Here is an 18,322-nt window from a genome sequence, read left to right as displayed (position 1 = left end):
GCTGTCGTGGTGCGGTCAGTCGCGGGTGGAGATCCGCTCCTGGTCGGTCAGGGCGTCCAGCTCGGCGTCCACCGACTGCTCGGAGGTGGCCGGGGCGAGCATCGCGGCCTCCTGCTCGAGGAGCTGCTCGATGCCCGAGCGGTTGCCCAGCGGCACCTCCTTGAGGAACAGGACGGCGATCAGCGAGATCAGCGCGACGGGCGCGGCGACGAGGAACAGGTCCGCGATCGCGTTGCCGAACGCCTGCTCGACGACCATCCGGATGTTGTCGGGGAGGGTGGACAGGTCCGGGATCGCTCCGTCGGAGCCCATGGCGGACGGGTCGATGCCGATCGCCACGAGGCCGCGGACCATGAGGTCGGTCACCCGGTGCGAGAGCACGACGCCGAGCGCGGAGACCCCGAGCGCGCCGCCGAGCGTCCGGAAGAACGCCACGGTCGAGGTGCCGGAGCCGACCTCCCGGACGTCGAGGGTGTTCTGCACGGCGAGCACGAGGTTCTGCATGAGCATGCCGACGCCCGCGCCGATGATCACCAGGTAGAGCGCGACCAGCGTGAAGCTCGTGTCGAAGTGGATGGTGCCCATGAGGCCCAGGCCCGCGGTGAGCAGGATGGCGCCGGCGATCATGAACTTCTTGTACCGGCCGGTGCGGCTGATGATCTGGCCGGAGAGCGTCGAGGACACCAGCAGGCCGACGATCATCGGGATGGTGAGCAGGCCGGACTGGGTCGGCGTCTTGCCGCGGGCCAGCTGCATGTACTGGCTGAGGAACACCGACGTGCCGAACAGCGCCACACCCACGGCGATGCTGGCGATGACGGCGAGCACCAGCGTGCGGTTCTTGAACAGGTGCAGCGGGATGATCGGCTCGCTCGCGCGGGACTCGACCCAGATCGCGGCCGCGAGGGTGAGCAGGGAGCCGCCGACCATGGCGGCCGTCTGCCACGAGGCCCAGTCGAACGAGGTGCCCGCGAACGTGATCCAGAGCAGCAGGGTCGCGATGCTGACGGACAGGAGCGTCGCGCCGGCGTAGTCGATCTTCACCTTGCGCGCCTTGCGGGCGGGCAGGTGCAGCGTGCGCTGGAGCACGATGATCGCGGCCACCGCGAACGGCAGGCCGACGAAGAAGTTCCAGCGCCAGCCGGGGCCGTCGGTGATGACGCCGCCGAGCAGCGGGCCGCCGACCATGCCGATGCCCATCACGGCACCCATGAGGCCCATGTACTTGCCGCGCTCGCGCGGGCTGATGATGTCGGCGATGAGGACCGTGCCGAGCGCGGTCAGGCCGCCGGCGCCGATGCCCTGGAGGGCGCGCATGCCGATGAGCATCCCGGTGTCGTGCGAGAACCCGGCGAGGGCCGAGGAGATCACCGAGATGGCGAGCGCGAGCTGGATGAGCAGCTTGCGGTCGACCAGGTCGGCCAGCTTGCCCCAGATCGGCGTGGAGATGGTGGTGGTCAGCAGGGTGGCGGTGACCACCCAGGTGAAGGCGGACTGCGTGCCGTCGAGGTCGGAGATGATCCGCGGCAGCGACGAGGACACGACGCTCGTCGCGAGGATCGAGACGAACATCCCGAGCAGGATGCCCGACAGGGCCTCGAGGACCTCGCGGTGGGTCATCTTGGGGGCGATCTCAGCGGTGCTGGTGGGGGTGGGGGTGGGGCTGGACATGGTCTCGCTCTCGATGGTGCTGGCAGGGAGACCCGGCGTCGTCGGCAGGTCGGGAGGGAGGTTCAGGCAGGGGTGAGGACGCCAGCGGCGTCCAGAGGATCGGCGGCGTCCAGAGGAGCGGGCGCGTCCGTGGGAAGGGCGAACCGGGACACGGACTCACCGAGCCGGTCCAGGGTCGCGGCGGCGGCGAGCAGCTCGTCGGGCGACCAGTCGGCGAACACCTCGGCGGCGCGCCGCCCGAGCGCGGCAGCGATCTCCACCGCGAGCGACCGGCCGGCAGGGGAGAGCCGGATCGTGCGGGCGCGGCGGTCGTCGTCGGCGACCGCGCGCTCGACCAGGCCGTCGTCGACCAGCTGGCTCACCTGACGGCTGGCCACCGAGATGTCGACGCGCAGGACGTGCGCGATGTCGCTCACCTGGAGGGTGCCGCGACGCTGGAGGATCCGGACGATCGCCAGGGTGCCCTTGGAGCACCCGATGTCGCGGGCCACCCCCAGGGACGACTCGCGCAGCGCGCGGTTGAAGGCCTCGACGGACCGCAGCAGGGTCTGCGGCGGCGTCTCGGGGAGTGCGGACGGCATGGGACTCCTTTTGTTGCTCAGTGCAACCATACGACTTATGCTTGCTTCAAGCAACTGACCGGTCGGGTTATTCCGCCGGGTGGTGGCACAGCGACGCGGCCGGGCCCGTGGAGTGGCCCGGCCGCGCGCCGTGGTCGTGTCAGCTCGCGGTGGCGGTCCCGCGGCGGTTCCGCTCGACCTTGACGCCCTCCATGTCCTCGAGCTGGATCCCCTTGGTCTCGGGGACCTTCCAGAGCACGAAGAAGAAGGACAGTGCGGCAAAGATCGCGTACAGCAGGTACGGGATGGTCGCGCCGAACGTGTCGAGCAGCGGCGGGAACGTGATCGTGATGATGAAGTTCGCGATCCACTGCGCGGCCGCGGCAAGGCCGAGTGCCGCGGCGCGGATGCGGTTGGGGAAGATCTCGCCCAGCAGCACCCAGACGAGCGGACCCCACGTCGCCCCGAAGAACACGACGAACAGGTTGGCCGAGATCAGCGCGGCGACGCCCCAGGTGTCGGGGAGCTGGGTGAGCATCTCGCCCGCGTTCGCCGGGTCGGGCACCTCGAACGACTGGGTGAACGCGAGGGCCATGATGCCGAGAGTCAGGGCCATGCCGACCGAGCCGACGAGCAGCAGCGGGCGTCGACCGACCTTGTCGATGAGTGCGATCGCGATGAACGTCACGACGACGTTGGTCACCGAGGTGATCGTCGAGTAGGTGAACGAGTCGCTCGCGTCGAAGCCGACGGCCTGCCACAGCGTGTTCGAGTAGTAGAAGATCACGTTGATCCCGACGAACTGCTGGAACACCGACAGCAGGATGCCGACCCAGACCACGGGGAGCAGCTTCCCGCCCGGGCCGCGCAACGACGCGTGCTGGGCATGCTCCTTGTCTTCGGCGATCGTCTTCTTGATCTGGTCGATGCGCTCCTGCGGGTCCTCGTCGGGGGGCAGCACGTCGGCGAGCACCTTGCGCGCCTCGTCCTCCTTCCGGATCGAGACCAGGTAGCGGGGCGACTCCGGGATCCGGAGCGCGAGGATGCCGTAGACCACGGCCGGGATGACGGCGACCAGGAACATCCAGCGCCAGGCCTCGAGGCCGAACCACAGCTCGGCGGACGACGGGTTCTCCTCCACGCCGGTCGCTATGGCCAGCAGCTGGTCCGAGAGCAGGGCCGCGAAGATGCCGAGCACGATGGCGAGCTGCTGCAGTGAGCCCAGGCGGCCGCGGATGGCGGCGGGGGCGATCTCCGCGATGTAGGCCGGCGCGATGACCGACGCGACGCCGATGCCGATGCCGGCCATGAAGCGCCACAGCGCCAGGTCCCAGACGCCGAACGCGAATGCCGACAGGATCGACGAGAGGAAGAAGAGGACCGCGCCGAGGAACATGACTCGGGTGCGACCCCACAGGTCGGCAAGCTTGCCGCCCACCCAGGCGCCCAGGGCGCAGCCGAGCAGTGCGACCGCGACGACGAAGGCCTTGATGAAGGACCCGGCCGACATGTCGAGGATCTGGAAGTCCTCGGTGAAGCCCTCGACGGCCCCGTTGATCACGGAGCTGTCGAACCCGAAGAGGAAGCCACCGACGGCGGCCGCGGTCGCGAGCGCGATCGCCTTGTTCTTGTGCGGGTTCGGCGGCACTGCCGATCCCCCGGCCGCCCCCTGCGGCGACCCAGAAGCGTGGGACATGACCTGACCTCCGTCGCCCCCGGGCCGCTCCCGGGAGATCACTCCCACCTTGGCCCTCACCCGGTGGCTGCGCACGTCGGAGGCGTGCCTGCTGGCTCGACGAGAGCGTCCGGTGCAAGATCGTCCGATGGACGGGACGGACGGAGCCGGGGCTCGCAGGGCACAGCGCCCTCGGCGACCCGCGATGCTCGACCCGGCGCAGGCCGACGAGCTGCCGGGTGGCTACGACCCGGCACTGCGCAACGAGGCGGCACACACCACCGCGGCCGCCCTGGTGCACCAGGGCCGCGCCAACTCCGACCCCGAGGTCGTCGCCCGGCTGGTGTCGCTGGTCGAGCGCGAGGGGCTCGACGTCGTCGCCGCCCTGTGGTCGGACAGCGCGGCCGACAGCCTGCCCGGGGCGCTGTGGCGGCTCTACGTGCTGCGCGAGTGGGTCCGACGCGATCCCGCGACGGTCGCCGACCGGTACCGGCTCGGCATGGCGGCCGCCCCGGTGCACGACGTCGTGGCGGGCGTGGCCGACGCCCCGGGACCGGCCGACGTCCGGGTCGTGGCGGACGCGGTGCTCTCGGGGGTCTACACGGGCGAGCTGGACGTCGCGCTCGAGCGCGCGGCCGCATTCTGCCGTGTGCTCGCCACGGGTGCCGCGTTCGACGCCGACCACCTCGACGACGTCGACCCCACCGCGGCGGTCCGGCTGACCCGTGGCGCCGCGTCGCTGGTGCGCACCGCCGAGGAGCTGGAGCACGCCGCGTCCCTGTGGCGGGCGGGCCGGCTGGAGTGACGTCGCCCACGCCCGGGGATCGCACACGGGTGAACCCGCTGGTAGCGCATCGCTCGCCCGGCTGCGGCACCCGAGGTCCCACGTCCCGACCGGGATCCGGGCGTACGATGAGCGGCGACGTCGGGCCGCGGTAGCCCCGGGCTCCATCTCAAGCCGCTTCGAGCGGCCACGCGCCGAGAGGCGCTCCGCGGTCCGGCGTCGCCCATGCTCTCGCAGAGCTCAGGGCCGACCCACAGGCGCCACCTGGCTGTCACCATGGGTCCATGCGCACGATGGCGTGCGTTAGGCATTCCCCCGACCGTGTCCTAGCCTGATCCCGCCCTTCCTCCCTGGCCGTTCCCACCTGCCCTGGCCGATTCCCCCTGTCTTCCGGAGCCCGCTGTGCGCCTGCGCCTCACCCCGCGCGACACCACGTTCTTCGACCTGTTCGCCGCTCAGGCGATCCATCTCGTCACAGGAGCCAACCTCCTCGGCGAGATGCTCGGAGCCGACCGCCCGACGCGCAAGGAGATCGGCAAGCGCATCGCCGAGGCCGAGCACGAGGCCGACGACGCGACCCACTCGATCATGCGGCGGCTCAACCAGACGTTCGTCACCCCGTTCGACCGCGACGACATCTACAACCTCGCGTCGAGCCTCGACGACTGCATGGACTTCATGGAGGAGGCCGCGGACCTCATCGTCCTGTACAAGGTCGATGCGCTGCCCGCGCGGGTGTCCGACCAGGTGCAGGTGCTCCAGCGCGCCGCCGAGCTCACCGCGGAGGCCATGCCCCGCCTGCGCTCCATGGAGTCGCTGGCCGAGTACTGGGTCGAGGTCAACCGCCTCGAGAACCAGGCGGACAAGATCCACCGCAAGCTCCTGGCGCAGCTGTTCGACGAGGTCACCGACCCGATCCTCCTGATGAAGGTCAAGGAGATCGTCGAGAAGCTCGAGGACGCCGCCGACGCCTTCGAGAAGGTGGCGAACACCGTCGAGACCATCGCGCTCAAGGAGTCCTGAGCCAGGTGGAGCTCGCGCTCGTCATCGTCGTCGTCGCGTTCGCGCTCGGATTCGACTACACCAACGGGTTTCACGACGCGGCCAACGCGATCGCGACCTCGGTGTCGACCCGGGCACTGACCCCCCGTGCCGCCCTCATCATGGCTGCCGTCTTCAACCTGGTGGGCGCCCTGCTGGGCACGCAGGTGGCGACGACGATCGCGGAAGACATCATCAGCATCGGCGACGTCAGCTCCCAGGAGGCGCTGACCATCGTCCTGTCCGGGCTGATCGGCGCCATCACCTGGAACCTCATCACCTGGCGCCTCGGCCTGCCCTCGTCGTCCACGCACGCGCTCATCGGCGGGCTCACCGGCGTGGGCATCGCGTCGGGCGTCACCGTGCACTGGGACGCGATCGTGGACAAGGTCGTCATCCCGATGGTCCTGTCGCCGTTCGTCGGCTTCCTCCTGGCGTTCGCCCTGATGGTCGGCGTCCTGTGGCTGGTGCGGAACACCGCGCCGGCCCGCACCATGCGCCGGTTCCGGCTGGCGCAGACGGCGTCCGCGGCCGCCATGGCGCTCGGGCACGGACTCCAGGACGCGCAGAAGACGATGGGCGTCATCGTGCTCGCCCTCGTCGCCGGCGGGTACGCCACGGGCACCACGATCCCGCTGTGGGTCAAGCTGTCGTCGGCGCTCGCGATCTCGCTCGGCACGTACTCCGGCGGATGGCGCATCATGCGCACGCTGGGGCGCAAGGTCATCGAGCTGGACCCCGCGCGCGGCTTCGTCGCCGAGTCGGTGGCCGCGTCGGTGCTCTACGCCAGCGCCTACTGGCTGCACGCCCCCATCTCGACCACGCACACGATCACCTCGGCGATCATGGGCGTCGGCGCCACCAAGCGCCTCTCCGCGGTCCGCTGGGGCGTCGCCAAGAACATCGGTCTCGCCTGGGTGCTGACCATCCCCATGGCCGCCCTGGTGGCCGCCTGCGTCTACTGGGTCCTCAACCCGATCCTGGCCTGACGGCTACACCTCGTGCGGCCGGTGCGTCTCCGTGGCGACCACCCGGGGCCCCTTCGGCGTCTGCGCCACGTGCGCGACGAGCACCTGGGCCGGGTGCAGGAACGGGTCCGCGGTCGGCAGGGCGTCCGCGACCGGGCGGCGGGCGTGCTGGGCCAGCACGTCGACCACGGTCGGCAGCACCGGCCGGTGGGTGCACAGCACCGCGTCGCCGCCGAACTCCAGCAGGGCGAGCACCTCGGCGGCCACCCGCGCGGGTGAGGTCAGGTGCTGGGCCTCCGTGAGGATGCTCGAGACCTCGGGGGTGATCTGCGCGGCGGCGGCGTAGGGCGAGATCGTGCTCACGCACCGCGCCCACGCGCTGGTGACCACCCGCCCGACGCCGAACGTCGACAGCACGGACACCAGGGCACGCGCCTGCCGCTGGCCCTCGGGGGTGAGGGGACGGTCCAGCTCTGTGCCCTTCCAGTCCGAGCGCCGCCGGGCCGTCCCGTGCCGGGCGACCACGAGGGCGCGAGTGTCCAGGCGGCCCTTGTCGTACGCCTCGACCAGCTCGGCCAGCGGTTCCTGGTCGTCGTCGCGCGTCAGCCGCTTCGAGGCGGTCGCGACGTCGAACCACCGGAGCTGGTCGATCTCCTTGGTCGACGCCGGGGGCACCGGCGGACGGGCGCGGAGCGCGGCTGCGTCCGGGCGACCGGCCACCTGGGCGGCCCAGTAGTGCACGCGCTTGCGGCGGCCGTCGGACAGCGGGTACTCGAGGCCGGGCAGCGGGATGCCGAGCACGACGTCGTGACCGGTCTCCTCGGCCACCTCGCGGGTGGCCGCGGCGAGGAGCGTCTCGCCCGGGTCCACCTTGCCCTTGGGCCAGGACCAGTCGTCGTAGCGGGGACGGTGCACGAGGGCGACCTGGAGCCGGCCCAGCCGCACGCGCCACACGAGGGCCCCGGCCGCCTCGACGACGACCGGTGCCTGGGTGGTGCTCACCGCCCGGTGCCCGGCCGGCGCCGTTGCCGGTAGATCAGAGCTGCCTGGAGGTCCATGAGCGGCCCGTCCGGGCCCAGGTGGTGCCGGGTCCACGTGCCGTCCTGGTCCAGGTGCCACGACGAGGTGGCGTCGTCGCTCGACTCGTCCATGAGCTCGATCAGCTCGCTGACCTGGTCCGGGTCGGCGATGCGGACCAGCGCCTCCACGCGGCGGTCGAGGTTGCGGTGCATGAGGTCCGCCGAGCCGATGTAGACCTCGGGTCCCTCGAACGTCGCGTCGGCGGGGGGCGTCGCGCAGGCGAACGCGAAGATGCGCGAGTGCTCGAGGAAGCGGCCGAGGATCGAGCGCACCCGGATGTTCTCCGACAGGCCGGGGACACCGGGCCGCAGCGCGCAGATGCCCCGGACCACCATGTCGACGGGCACCCCCGCCTGCGAGGCGCGGTAGAGCGAGTCGATCGTGGCCTCGTCGACCATCGAGTTGACCTTGATCTTGATCCACGCCGGCTGGCCCGCCCGCGCGGCCGCTGCCTCGCGGTCGATGCGCTCGACGAGGCCGGCCCGCACCGAGCGGGGCGCGACGAGCAACCGGTGGAACCGGGACTTCGGCGCGTACCCGGACAGCTGGTTGAACAGGCGTGTGAGGTCCTGCCCCACCTCCGGGTCGCTGGTCAGCAGCCCGTGGTCCGTGTAGAGCCGCGCGGTCTTCGGGTTGTAGTTGCCCGTGCCGATGTGGCAGTAGCGGCGCAGCCCGTCGGACTCCTGGCGCACCACCAGGGACAGCTTGCAGTGCGTCTTCAGGCCGACGATCCCGTAGACCACGTGGACGCCCGCCTGCTCGAGCTTGCGCGCCCAGGAGATGTTGTTCTGCTCGTCGAACCGGGCCTTGATCTCCACCAGGGCCAGCACCTGCTTGCCGGCCTCGGCGGCGTCGATGAGGGCGTCGACGATGGGGGAGTCGCCTGAGGTCCGGTACAGCGTCTGCTTGATGGCGAGCACCTGCGGGTCCGCAGCCGCCTGCTGGAGGAACACCTGCACCGAGGTCGAGAACGAGTCGTACGGGTGGTGCAGGAGGATGTCGCGCTCGCGGATCTTGGCGAACATGTCCGCCGGCGTCGCGCTCTCCACCTCGGCCAGCTGGCGGGGCGTCGAGGCGATGAAGCGGGGGAACTGGAGGGCGGCGCGGTCCAGGTCCGCGATGAGGTTGAGGCCGGTCGCGTCCAGCGGGGCGGGCAGCTGGTAGACCTCGTCCTCGGCCACGTCGAGCTCGCGGATCAGCAGGTTGCGGATGCGCGGGCTGATGCCGTCGGCGATCTCCAGGCGCACGGGCGGCCCGAAGCGGCGGCGCAGCAGCTCCTTCTCCATGGCCTTGAGGAGGTTCTCGGCGTCGTCCTCCTCGACCTCCACGTCCTCGTTGCGGGTCACCCGGAACGTGTGGTGCTCCTGGACGACCATGCCGGGGAACAGCTGCTCGAGGTGCTCGGAGATGACGTCCTCGACGGGGACGAACGACATCGGCCCCTTCTCCGGCGACGCCGCCTGGACGTCCGGGGCGCTCGGCCGGCCGGAGGCGTCGACCGCGATGAACCGGGGGAGCAGCGGTGGCACCTTGACGCGCGCGAAGTGCTCCTTGCCGGTCGCGGGGTTGGTCACCACGACGGCCAGGTTGAGCGACAGCCCCGAGATGTACGGGAACGGGTGCGCCGGATCCACGGCCAGCGGGGTGAGCACCGGGAAGATCTGCCGGCGGAAGAACTTGCGCAGGCGGTCCTGCTCGCTCTCGCCCAGCTCGTCCCAGCGGACCAGGGTGATGCCCTCGTGCGCCAGCGCGGGCTGCACCTGCTCCGCGAACACCGCCGCGTGGCGGGCCATCAGCCGGTGCGCCTCCTCGCTGATGGACTCCAGCACCTGCCGCGGGGACAGCCCGGACGCGGCCGTCACGGCGATCCCGGTGGCGATCCGGCGCTTCAGGCCGGCCACCCGGACCATGAAGAACTCGTCGAGGTTGGACGCGAAGATCGCCAGGAACCGCACCCGCTCGAGCAGCGGGATGTCCTGGTCCTCGGCCAGCTCGAGCACCCGCTGGTTGAACGCCAGCCACGAGAGCTCGCGGTCGAGGAACCGGTCGGTGGGCAGGGGCTCGAGGTCCACGGCGGACTCGTCGAGCTCGGCCTGCGCCATGTGCTCGGCGATGTGGGCCGCCAGGGCCGGATCGATGGCAGGGGCGTCCGTCATACGCCCATCGTGACACCCGGAGGTGAACTCGGGGTATCGGAACCGAACATGACGTCGACCGCGAACCGGACGAAGCCCGCCCGTTCGTACGTGTGCACCGCGACGGTGTTCTCCGCGCCCGTGTAGAGGATGGCTGCGCTGAGCCCGCGAGCAGCCAGGTGGTCGAGTCCCAGCGCCGTCAGGGCGCGTCCCAGGCCCAGTCCCTGGGCGTCCGGGTCCACGCCCACGACGTAGATCTCCCCGACCGGCTCCGGGCCGTGCTCGCCCGCGGGGTGCACCTTGGTCCACACCGACCCCAGGAGCATCCCGTCGCGCTCGGCCAGCAGGAAGCCTGCGGGGTCGAACCACGGCTCCGCCTCGCGCGCGCGCAGGTCCGCCGACGTCATGCGGCCCTGCTCCGGGTGGTGCGCGAACGCGCGGGAGTTCACGCGGCGCCACGCGTCCTCGTCGCGACCCGGCTCGAACGGTCGGACCGACACCCCGGTCGGCAGCGCGGCCGTGCTGGGCGGGCGCGCGGCCAGGTCGAGCCGCATCTGGAGGAGCTCGCGCACCACCGGCATGTCCGCGTCGTCCGCGAACGCCCGCGCCGCCGGGAGGTCCCCGTGCGCCCAGACCCGCAGCTCCCGGCCCCGGACCGTCGACGCCTCGGCCCGTGCCCGGTCCACGAGCGCGCGGCCGATACCGCGGCGTCGGTGCGCCGGGTCCACCACCAGCTCCGCCTTCACCGAGGACTGCGCGCCGACGTCCAGCTGGGCGTACCCGACGAGCCCGTCCCGACCGGTGGCGTGCAGGTGGATCACCGGTGCCTCCCGCTCGGTCAGCCAGAGCAGCGGCTGCTCCGAGAGGGGGGCGACGCCGTCCACGGCCGCCGCACGGTCCGCCAGGGAGCGGACGGCGTCGGCGATCGCTGTGGTCAGCGGACCGGCCGTCGCACTGAGGATGACCTGCGCGGACACGTCGTCGAGCATGGGCCCATCCCACCACGGTCGGGACCCGCGACGGGGGCGCCGAGCGGGTGAGCGGGTACGTTGGCGGGCGATGGATGCCTCTGGGAGCCCCCCGACGACGGCTGACGGGACCCCTGACACCCGCCGGTCGCGGCGGGCGCGCCGGTCGCCGGGCTCCGTCGCGAGCCCCGTGGACGTGACCGTCGCCGTGATCGGTGCCGGTCAGGCGGGGCTGTCCGCGGCCTACCACCTGCGTCGCGCCGGTCTGGTCGCGGTGGGGGAGTCCGGCTGGGAGACCGCCGCCGCGACGTTCGTGGTGCTCGACGACGCCCCGCAGGCCGGCGGCGCGTGGCAGCACCGATGGCCCGGGTTGACCATGGCCGACGCGCACGGCGTCCACGACCTGCCCGGCATGCCGCTGCTGGTCCCGGACCTCACCGAGCCCGCCGCGTTCGCGGTGCCGTACTACTTCGCCCAGTACGAGGAGGCCTTCGAGCTCCGCGTGCAGCGGCCCGTGCGCGTGGAGCGCGTCGAGTCCGAGGGTGACCGGCTCCTGGTGCGGTCCCGCAGCATCGAGCGGCCCGACGAGACGGTCGTCTGGCGCGCCCGCGGTCTGGTCAACGCGTCCGGCACCTGGCAGAAGCCCTTCTGGCCCGCCTATCCGGGCCGAGGGGGGTTCCGCGGGCGACAGCTGCACTCGCACGACTTCCAGCTGCCCGAGGACCTCGCCGACGGCCACGTGGTGGTGATCGGGGGCGGCACCTCCGCCGTCCAGCTGACCCTGCTGCTGGCCCGCGTGACGACGACCACCTGGGTCACCCGCCGACCGCCGCAGTGGCGCGACGAGGCGTTCACCCCCGAGGTCGGTCGCGAGGCCGTCGCCGAGGTCGACGAGCGCACCCGCGCGGGGCTGCCACCGCAGAGCATCGTCAGCGTGACCGGTCTGCCGCTCACGCCCGAGTACCGGATCGGGATCACCGCAGGCGTCCTGCGGGCGAGGCCCATGTTCGACCGGATCACCCCCGACGGCGTCGAGTGGGACGCCCCCGACCGGCCCGGCGACGGCTGGGTCGGCGGCCCGGCCCAGGTCCACGCCCGCACCCTGCTGTGGTGCACCGGCTTCCGCGCGTCGCTCGACCACCTCGCCCCCCTCGGCCTGCGCGCACCCGGCGGCGGGATCGTCATGGACGGCACCCAGGTGGTCGCCGACCCCCGCATCCAGCTGGTCGGCTACGGCCCGAGCGCGTCCACGGTGGGCGCCAACCGCGCCGGCCGCGAATCGGTCCGCAACCTCCAGAGCCTCTTGGGGGTGTGACCTCGGCGCTCACGCGCCACTGGAAGGTGCCCTGCTCTCGACCGCCACGTGGAGTTCCTGCGGCTCACCGCAAGTCGCCGCCGCGGCCGACGTCAGCCAGGTGGGTGGCCGTCGGGGGCGTTGATGGTGTGTCCGCGGTGGTTGCGGAACTCGTAGCGCAGTTGTGTGCGTCCGCCGACGCCGCCGATCCCGCCTGCTCCGCCCATCGCGCCGACCTCGCCGACCTGACTGACCTGACCGGCTCCGTCCGGCCCGCTACCGGCCCGCATTGCGAGCGCCTTCGCACGCTGGCGTCGGGTCCAGCCGGGTGGTCTCTCTAGGCGGTGGAGGCTCAGGTTGAGTCGGTGGACCTCACTGTGGTGGTGCTTGCACAACAAGGCCGCGTTGCTGATCGACGTTTCGCCTCTGTCGCGGTCCCACCACCTGATGTGGTGCACCTCGCACCGGGACGCGTGCTGCTCGCACCCGTTCCACACGCACCGCCCGTCGCGCACGACCGCGGCGCGCCGTTGCGCGGTGGTGAACAACCGCTTGGACCGTCCCACATCCAAGGGAAGGCTCTCGGCGGACATCACGATCCGGGTGACGTCCGCCTCGCACAACACCCGGGCCAGCTCCGACATCGCCACCGGAGTGCCGTCCTCCAACGTCGCCGGTGCCACTGTCCCCCAGGGCAGGGCGACCGGGGCACAGGCCACGTCCGCCCCGGCCCGCTGGTGAGCCAGCAGCTCCGCGATCGTCTCGGCCGCCACCAGCAGGGACACGTGCGGGCGACTCACCGACCCGGGCAGCCCACCAACCGGCCGGTCGGCCGCATCCCCGCCGGCAGCGGTATCAGCACCCCCAGCGCCACCCACCGCGGACCGCGGCCCAGAACCGGCACACGCGCCTTCGGCCAGCATCGTCAGCGCGTCGGCGCTGGCCTGCCCCGGGGAGCGGGTGTCGTCGCCGTACTGGCCCATCGCGTCCAGCGCGACCCGCAGGGTTTCCCCGGCGATCCGGTCCAGGCGACCCTTCAAGAACACCCCGTGCGGCTGGACGGACATCGAGAAGAACCGCTCCCGGTGCTGGGCCTCATGCTCGGCCTGCAACGCAGCGGGGTCCTGGGCGGCGACCCAGTGGGCCAACGCCCGGGCGAAGTCCGGCCGCGACGCGCGGCTCGCCATCCCCACCACCTGCTCCTGCGCCTCCGCAGTGCGCAGCACCGCCGCCACCTCCGGAGTCGCAGCCGCCGCGACCCGGGCCAGCTCGTCCAGGTGACCCAACGGCACCGACCCCTCCCGGACCCCCGCCGCGACCGTGCCCATCGACACCAACGCGTCCGCCTGCCGCACTAACCGGGACGCCTCCCCCAGACCGGACCGGGTCACCCGGGCCTGGGCCGCCTCGAACGAGCGATCCCCCGGCCGCAGGCTGTCCCCCGCATCACGGTCCGCCACCAGCAGGTGCGCCCGCGCCTCGGCCAACGCCGCCTCCGAGGCCCGCACCACCGCCAGCACCGACGCCCGGTCCGCACCCGTCCACGCCCGCGACTGCCGGGCCACGACAGCCAGCGAAGAGGCGGCGTCGCGCACCCGCGCTGCCACCTTCACCACCGGGACCGCCGTCTCGAACATGTGTACGATTCTACGCGAACTGGACACGCTCGACAAGCCTCTGACCTGCTCAAACATATCCACAGACCCGATCACCGAGCCGCCCACAGCCCAGCAGAACAGGCCCACCCAAGCGGGCATGACCAGAACAGGCCCACCCAAGCGGGCATGACGAAGGGCCGGGTCGTCGTCGCGACCCGGCCCTTCGTCGTCAACCGTGAGCTCAGCTGGCCGTGCAGCTCACCGCGGTCGTGGAGCTCGGTGCGGTGCCGCTGCCGACGAAGCCGTACGTGGTGCTCGTACCCGCTGCGAGCAGCCCGTTCCAGGCCGCGTTGGACACGGTCAGCGTGGTGCCGGACTGGGAGTAGGTGCCGGACCAGCCGCTCTGCACGGCGCCGCCGGAGGGCAGCGAGAACGCGGTCTTCCAGCTGCTGATCATCGCGGTGCCGGCCTTGACGGTGACGGCCGCCTGGTAGCCACCGGGCCAGGTGTTGCTGACCACGAGGGCCGCGGTGCAGGTCTTGCCGGTCGGCGGCGGGGTGGTCGGCGCGGGCGTCGTGGGTGCGGGGGTGGTCGGTGCCGGCGTGGTGGGTGCAGGCGTCGTGGGTGCCGGGGTGGTCGGCGCGGGCGTCGTCGGCTGCACGCCGCCGTAGACCTTGGCGGTCACCGCGGTGGACTTGATGCCGTTGACCCCGTTGAGCACCTTCTGACCCCACGGCGACAGGGTGGCCGGGTTGTAGTTGAGCACCATGTCGAGCACCGGGTCGGTGTTGCCCGACCACGACCAGCCGTAGTAGCCGATGTTCCGCTTGACTGCCTCGGACATCACGGTGGCGTCATCGACGTCGGCGGAGCTGGACCGGTAGCCGAACTCACCGATGATCAGCGGCAGGCCGGCCGCCTTGAACGCGTCGAGGTAGGTGGTGATCGAGGACGCGGTGTTGTAGACGCCGTACATGTGGATGGAGAAGAGGGTGTTCGCGTCGGGGTCGGCGGCGGCGACGGTCGCCGCGCTGTCGCGCATGATGTTCTTCCAGTCCTGACCCCAGGCCGGGGCGTCGACCACGATGTTGTGGTGCAGGCCGGCGGCGCGCAGCTTCTTGATGGCCGCGGCGGTGTCGCCCGCCCACTTGGTGTTCGCGGTGTCGTTGTTGCCGAACGGCTCGTTGCCGATGTTGATCTGGATGTAGTCCTCCTGGCCCTGGAGCACGGAGGCCAGCGAGATCCAGTAGTTGGCAGCCGTGTCGAGGCTGGAGGCGGCGCCCTCCTCGCCGTAGCCGGTGGTGTCGTGGTCCTCGAGCATGCAGATCAGCTTGTTCGCCTTGCACAGGCTGATGATGTTGGCGACGTCGGCGGCGTCGTTCTTGGTCCAGCGGGTGCCGTCGGACAGGACGACGCGCAGGGCGTTCGCACCGGCTGCGCGGATGGCGGGGATCGCCGTCGTCGTCTGCGACGTGTACCAGGTGTGGGCGTGGCTCACGCCGCGCGCGACGAACGGGGTGCCGTCCTTCTCCACCAGCTGCGTGCCGGACACGTGCAGGCCGGGGGGCGTGGCGGCCTGGGCGGCAGTGGAGAACAGCGACGTGGCGCCGAGCGCGACGACGGCGGCTGCCAGGACGGCGCCGGACAGCAGGGACCTTCGAGACCTCATGGGACTTCCTCGTTCCGTGGGCAAGGGGGTGTCGGCGCTTCATGGCGCCGACGGTGGGGCCGGGGTCACACAACCAGGACGGGGAGGCGCTCTCCACGGCCGAAACGCTTCACACCCGTGGCCGGGGCGCTGCACGACGAAGGGCCGGGTCGCCGTCGCGACCCGGCCCTCCGTCGTCAACCGAGAGCTCAGCTGGCCGTGCAGCTCACCGCGGTCGTGGAGCTCGGCGCGGTGCCGCTGCCGACGAAGCCGTACGTGGTGCTGCCCCCGGAGCCGAGCAGCCCGTTCCAGGCCGCGTTGGACACGGTCAGCGTGGTGCCGGACTGGGAGTAGGTGCCGGACCAGCCGCTCTGCACGGCGCCGCCGGAGGGCAGCGAGAACGCGGTCTTCCAGCTGCTGATCATCGCGGTGCCGGCCTTGACGGTGACGGCCGCCTGGTAGCCACCGGGCCAGGTGTTGCTGACCACGAGGGCCGCGGTGCAGGTCTTGCCGGTCGGCGGCGGGGTGGTTGGCGCGGGCGTCGTCGGGGCGGGCATCGTCGGTGCGGGCGTGGTCGGCGCCGGGGTGGTGGGTGCCGGAGTCGTCGGCGCGGGCGTCGTCGGCTGGACGCCGCCGTAGATCTTGGCCGTCACCGCGGTGGACTTGATGCCGTTGGTCCCGTTGACGATGCGCGTGCCCCACGAGGTCAGCTGCGCCGGGTTGAAGCCGGTCACCATGTCGAGGTACTCGACGCCACCGCCGTTGCCGGACCACGACCATCCGTAGTAGCCGATGCCGCGCTTGACCGCCTCGGACATGATCGTGTCCTCGTCGGGGTCGCCGTCGGAGTGCATGTTGCCGAACTCGCCGATGACCAGTGGCAGCCCCTTGGCCTTGAACGCGTCGAGGTAGGCGTTGATGGTCGACGCGTTGTTGTAGACGCCGTACATGTGCACGGAGAACAGGACGTTCTTGTCGGGGTCGGACGCGGCCACGGTGGCGGCGTTGTCGCGCATGATCCCGGCCCAGTCCTGACCCCAGGAGGGGGCGTCGATCACGATGTTGTGGTGCAGCCCGGCCGCGCGGAGCTTGGCGATCGCGGCGGAGCTGGCGGACGCCCAGGTGGCGTTGGTCGTCGCGTTGTTGCCGAAGGGCTCGTTGCCGATGTTGATCTGGACGTAGTCCTCCTGGCCCTGGAGAGCCGAGGCGATGCTGACCCAGTAGTTGGCCGCCGTGTCGAGCGTCACCGCGCCGCTCTGCTCGCCGTAGCCGGTGGTGTCGTGGTTCTCGAGCATGCAGATGAGCTTGTTGGCCTTGCACTGGCTGATGATGCTGGCGACGTCGGCCGCGTCGTTCTTGGTCCAGCGGTCGCCGCCGGACAGGACGACACGGAGCGCGTTGGCGCCGGCGGCGCGGATCGCGGGGATCGCGGTGGGCGTCTGCGAGACGTACCAGGTGTGGGCGTGGCTGACGCCGCGGGCGACGAACGGGGTGCCGTCCTTCTCCACCAGCTGGGTGCCGGACACGTGCAGGCCCGGGGGAGTCGCGGCCTGCGCGGACGTGGAGATCAGCGACGTGGCGCCCAGCGCGACGACGGCGGCTGCCAGGACGGCGCCGGACAGCAGGGACCTTCGAGACCTCATGGGACGTCCTCGTTCCGTGGGCGGCTGGCGACCGCGCGCACGGGGCGGTCGAGGCGTGGATGCACCCGCCCGCCGTTCCGCCGGCCGGCCGGCGGGCGGGTGCGTGGTCACACAACCAGGTCCGGGAGGCGCTCTCCATTCCCCTAAACGCTTCACGGCATGCGTGCGGACGCGAACTCCAGTCCGTAGGGGATCGCGACCCGCGCCATGGTCCACGTGTGCCAGTGCCCGGCCTCCTCGCGCTCGAGCACGTCCTGCCCGCGCGCCGCCAGGTCCTCGGCGATCGCCGTGCCGTCCCGCCGGGGCTGGTCGTGCTCGCGGCCCGCGATGTCGACGAAGAGCGCGACGTCGTGCGGGAGGGGGATCGTCGACGCATAGCTCACGACGTCGTGCTCGTCCCACTCGGCATCCGTCGCGAGCATCGCCCGCCCGCCCGCACCGGGGTCGCCATATGGCTCGATCCCGAGGATCGTGCCGTACAGCTCCGAGTGCCGCAGGCCCTGGTCCAGTGCGCAGAAGCCGCCGGCCGAGAAGCCGCCGATCGTGCGGTGCTGCCAGTCCGCGGCGGTCCGGTACTCCCGGTCGACCCACGCGATCGCCGTGCTGGTCAGGTAGGTCTCGACCCGCGACCCGCCCGTCGTCGAGTCGAGGCACTCCGTGTCCGTCGCGCCGGGTCCGGTGCCGTTGACGTCCAGGCTGACGACGATCATCGGCTGCACGAGCCCGCGCGCGAGCAGCACGTCCATCGCGTGCGGGACGTCGCCGCCCGCGAACCAGTCGCCGCTGACACCCGGCGTTCCGTGCACCAGGTACACCACCGGGTACCGCGCCGACCCGTCGGGGTAGCCCGGCGGCGTGTAGACCCACGTCAGGCTGTCGGCCGGCATGCGGTCGGCGTCGGGCGCCGGGATGTGCACGGACTCGACGCGGCCGGTGTGCGCGGTCGCGGGCGTCACGGGGGCGGGGCCGTAGCCCCTGCTCGCCAGGGCCGTGCGGGCGGCCGCGACGTTCGGCACGTAGCCGACGACGATGTTCGCGACGAACCCCGCGGCCAGCACGACGGCGAGGACCGAGACGGTCCACAGCGGCCAGGAGAACCGGTGCCGCGCGCGCCGCCGGACCGCCCAGAGCACTCCCAGCGCCGCCAGCGCCAGCAGCGCGACCACGGTCCACCACGAGCTGAGCCAGTCTCCACCGGTGCCCAGCTCGACCAGCACGTCGGCGGGAAGGTCGCCGTCCGATGAGTCGTCCATCGGC

At 71.8% G+C, this 18,322-nt stretch carries 14 protein-coding genes; 4 read left to right on the top strand and 10 right to left on the bottom strand.

What is annotated here, in order from left to right; all coding sequences use genetic code 11:
- Positions 1-15: 15 nt before the first annotated feature.
- The 3 genes from ACO06A_RS04710 to ACO06A_RS04700 form a co-directional block, all read right to left on the bottom strand.
- Positions 16-1,671 (bottom strand): MFS transporter, encoded by a 1,656-nt coding sequence (locus tag ACO06A_RS04710; protein ID WP_421734885.1) that lies wholly within the window; start codon positions 1,669-1,671, stop codon positions 16-18.
- 62 nt (positions 1,672-1,733) lie between these two features.
- Positions 1,734-2,252, bottom strand: a complete 519-nt coding sequence (locus ACO06A_RS04705; RefSeq protein WP_421734884.1) for a MarR family winged helix-turn-helix transcriptional regulator — start codon at positions 2,250-2,252, stop codon at positions 1,734-1,736.
- Between the two features lie 139 nt (positions 2,253-2,391).
- Entirely contained in the window at positions 2,392-3,927 is a 1,536-nt protein-coding gene (locus ACO06A_RS04700) for a sugar porter family MFS transporter (protein ID WP_421734883.1), read from the bottom strand.
- 184 nt (positions 3,928-4,111) lie between these two features.
- On the opposite strand from ACO06A_RS04700, the gene ACO06A_RS04695 reads away from it, so the two are divergent.
- The 3 genes from ACO06A_RS04695 (at position 4,112) to ACO06A_RS04685 (ending at position 6,720) form a co-directional block, all read left to right on the top strand.
- The gene (locus tag ACO06A_RS04695; RefSeq protein ID WP_421736016.1) at positions 4,112-4,711 is read left to right on the top strand and encodes a hypothetical protein; all 600 of its coding nucleotides are present in this window, start codon (positions 4,112-4,114) and stop codon (positions 4,709-4,711) included.
- A gap of 381 nt (positions 4,712-5,092) precedes the next feature.
- The gene (locus tag ACO06A_RS04690) at positions 5,093-5,713 is read left to right on the top strand and encodes a DUF47 family protein (RefSeq protein WP_175345640.1); all 621 of its coding nucleotides are present in this window, start codon (positions 5,093-5,095) and stop codon (positions 5,711-5,713) included.
- Between the two features lie 5 nt (positions 5,714-5,718).
- A complete protein-coding gene (locus tag ACO06A_RS04685; RefSeq protein ID WP_421734882.1) occupies positions 5,719-6,720 on the top strand; it encodes an inorganic phosphate transporter in 1,002 nt (333 codons plus the stop codon).
- 3 nt (positions 6,721-6,723) lie between these two features.
- Here the strand turns inward: ACO06A_RS04685 and ACO06A_RS04680 are convergent, their stop codons facing one another.
- Genes ACO06A_RS04680 through mshD form a run of 3 tightly spaced genes read right to left on the bottom strand, consistent with a single transcriptional unit; the run spans position 6,724 to position 10,903 of the window.
- Positions 6,724-7,701, bottom strand: coding sequence for an NUDIX hydrolase (locus ACO06A_RS04680; protein WP_421734881.1), 978 nt, complete (start codon positions 7,699-7,701; stop codon positions 6,724-6,726).
- The gene (locus tag ACO06A_RS04675) at positions 7,698-9,935 is read right to left on the bottom strand and encodes an RNA degradosome polyphosphate kinase (protein WP_421734880.1); all 2,238 of its coding nucleotides are present in this window, start codon (positions 9,933-9,935) and stop codon (positions 7,698-7,700) included. The genes ACO06A_RS04680 and ACO06A_RS04675 overlap by 4 nt, the downstream gene beginning before the upstream one ends.
- The gene (gene mshD / locus ACO06A_RS04670) at positions 9,932-10,903 is read right to left on the bottom strand and encodes a mycothiol synthase (RefSeq protein ID WP_421734879.1); all 972 of its coding nucleotides are present in this window, start codon (positions 10,901-10,903) and stop codon (positions 9,932-9,934) included. The genes ACO06A_RS04675 and mshD overlap by 4 nt, the downstream gene beginning before the upstream one ends.
- Before the next feature lie 175 nt (positions 10,904-11,078).
- On the opposite strand from mshD, the gene ACO06A_RS04665 reads away from it, so the two are divergent.
- Complete coding sequence (locus ACO06A_RS04665; RefSeq protein WP_421734878.1) at positions 11,079-12,197, top strand: NAD(P)-binding domain-containing protein; 1,119 nt, start codon at positions 11,079-11,081, stop codon at positions 12,195-12,197.
- Positions 12,198-12,289: 92 nt separating this feature from the next.
- Here ACO06A_RS04665 and ACO06A_RS04660 read toward each other — a convergent pair whose 3' ends face one another.
- From ACO06A_RS04660 to ACO06A_RS04645, 4 genes are all read right to left on the bottom strand, one after another.
- Complete coding sequence (locus tag ACO06A_RS04660; RefSeq protein WP_421734877.1) at positions 12,290-13,813, bottom strand: hypothetical protein; 1,524 nt, start codon at positions 13,811-13,813, stop codon at positions 12,290-12,292.
- A 202-nt stretch (positions 13,814-14,015) separates the two neighbouring features.
- Positions 14,016-15,443 carry a cellulase family glycosylhydrolase gene (locus ACO06A_RS04655; protein WP_421734876.1) on the bottom strand — a complete coding sequence of 476 codons (1,428 nt, stop codon included), beginning with the start codon at positions 15,441-15,443 and terminating at the stop codon, positions 14,016-14,018.
- Positions 15,444-15,631: 188 nt separating this feature from the next.
- Positions 15,632-17,065 carry a cellulase family glycosylhydrolase gene (locus ACO06A_RS04650; protein ID WP_421734875.1) on the bottom strand — a complete coding sequence of 478 codons (1,434 nt, stop codon included), beginning with the start codon at positions 17,063-17,065 and terminating at the stop codon, positions 15,632-15,634.
- A gap of 152 nt (positions 17,066-17,217) precedes the next feature.
- Positions 17,218-18,318, bottom strand: a complete 1,101-nt coding sequence (locus tag ACO06A_RS04645; protein WP_421734874.1) for an alpha/beta hydrolase — start codon at positions 18,316-18,318, stop codon at positions 17,218-17,220.
- Positions 18,319-18,322 lie beyond the last annotated feature (4 nt).

Source organism: Cellulomonas sp., assembly GCF_965229465.1.
GTDB lineage: Bacteria > Actinomycetota > Actinomycetes > Actinomycetales > Cellulomonadaceae > Cellulomonas.
This window is presented reverse-complemented; position numbering and strand designations above follow the sequence as displayed.